The organism is Priestia sp. P5_B4 (genome assembly GCF_056400385.1).
Genome location: NZ_JBFULJ010000994.1, coordinates 1 through 1,301 on the forward strand (window position 1 = coordinate 1; position 1,301 = coordinate 1,301).

Here is a 1,301-nt window from a genome sequence, read left to right on the forward strand (position 1 = left end):
TACAAATGGCTGAGCAACAACTTGGCGGCGGACGTTTCTAAGACAACTTTATAATTGATGGCTGAAGGAAGAATGGGTCTCCATTCTTCCTTTTTGTACGAATAAAAAAGTAAGGAGAGATCATATGCAGCAACATCAATCAGCTAAAGAAAAGGCGGGTTTTACTGAGAAACCAGCAGCTTCTGCAACAAATGCACAAAAAGTAAAACAAGAAATCCAAAGAGACGTAAGTGAAGGACAAGGTGCAATGACTTCTCGAGAAGCAGGCGCAATGCGCGATTAAAAATCAATTTGAACGGTTTTTAATCCTCGATTCTTTGTACAAAAACTAAAAAAGTACCTCGATTAACTGAGGTACTTTTAGCAGTCTACTCTATTTCGATGCGGGAGCTGCTTTGACTTCGGTTGTTTTTCATCGGGTACATGCTGGTGAAACACAAAGGCAAACATTCTAGTCCCCAATATATAAAAGTCGATTCTGCCTTGTTCACCTGAAAAATAATTAGTTTGTATTTTGTCCCCCGCCATTCAGCCCTTCTTTTATGTACGCATTAACCTGACTATTTGAAAGCAATCCAATATGTCCAATGCCATAAAGTTGAATATTTCTTGCTCCTTGCAGCCTAGAGAGACTATTAGCAACAATTTGATCATTTATGCTGTAGATCGACGTATAAAGAATTTTTTGATTGAGATCTGTACCTGGGAGTGCTGTCGAAGAAACTAAACCATTCGCTCCTCCTAACGTCACGACATTTTCAATCTTATTCCCTCCCCCTAGATATTTAATATAGTACAGCGTATTTGCTCCGCCCATACTATGAGCAACAATATCTACCTTCCTAGCTCCCGTCTCTTTCAACACTTGATCAATGTATCGAGCAAGCTGAGGTCCATTATTCAAATTGTTGCCTGTCTTATCTATAAAATCAATAGCATAAAGATCATTGCGATCCCACCCTTGAGCAATTAAATAGTTTTTGATAGCAATAAAGTTATAGGATGCACCGCTGATTCCATGAACAAGAACAACCGGATTATGATTTGATTCAGCTTTAGCATTCGAAGGCTGAATTCCTAATGCAGATACAACTAGGGATAAAGCAAGAATTAATACGACAAACGTTTTCTTCATTTCTTTTCTCCTCCTCAAAATATGTAAGTAACAGCATCTATAGATTATATATAAAAATCCTAATATGGTAAACTTATACTAATAAGGTATTTAAAGTTATATTTATCTTTTATCTATGAGTATTTTTATGACAAAAATCATCACCTAAGCTTTTCTGCAAAAAATA

2 protein-coding genes are annotated in these 1,301 nt (G+C 36.6%); one reads left to right on the plus strand and one right to left on the minus strand.

Annotation, left to right across the window (positions count from 1 at the left end; translation table 11 throughout):
- Nucleotides 1-124 precede the first annotated feature (124 nt).
- Nucleotides 125-283, plus strand: coding sequence for a hypothetical protein (locus AC1DRF_RS28200; protein WP_192995136.1), 159 nt, complete (start codon nucleotides 125-127; stop codon nucleotides 281-283).
- Between the two features lie 219 nt (nucleotides 284-502).
- On the opposite strand, the gene AC1DRF_RS28205 is transcribed toward AC1DRF_RS28200, so the two are convergent.
- Nucleotides 503-1,135 carry an esterase/lipase family protein gene (locus tag AC1DRF_RS28205; RefSeq protein ID WP_427075073.1) on the minus strand — a complete coding sequence of 211 codons (633 nt, stop codon included), beginning with the start codon at nucleotides 1,133-1,135 and terminating at the stop codon, nucleotides 503-505.
- Nucleotides 1,136-1,301: the final 166 nt, after the last annotated feature.

What these genes read in the sequence shown, in the direction of transcription:
- AC1DRF_RS28200 (WP_192995136.1), top strand. Translation starts at nt 125, where the DNA reads ATGCAGCAACATCAATCAGCTAAAGAAAAGGCGGGTTTTACTGAGAAA.
- AC1DRF_RS28205 (WP_427075073.1), bottom strand. Translation starts at nt 1,135, where the DNA reads ATGAAGAAAACGTTTGTCGTATTAATTCTTGCTTTATCCCTAGTTGTA.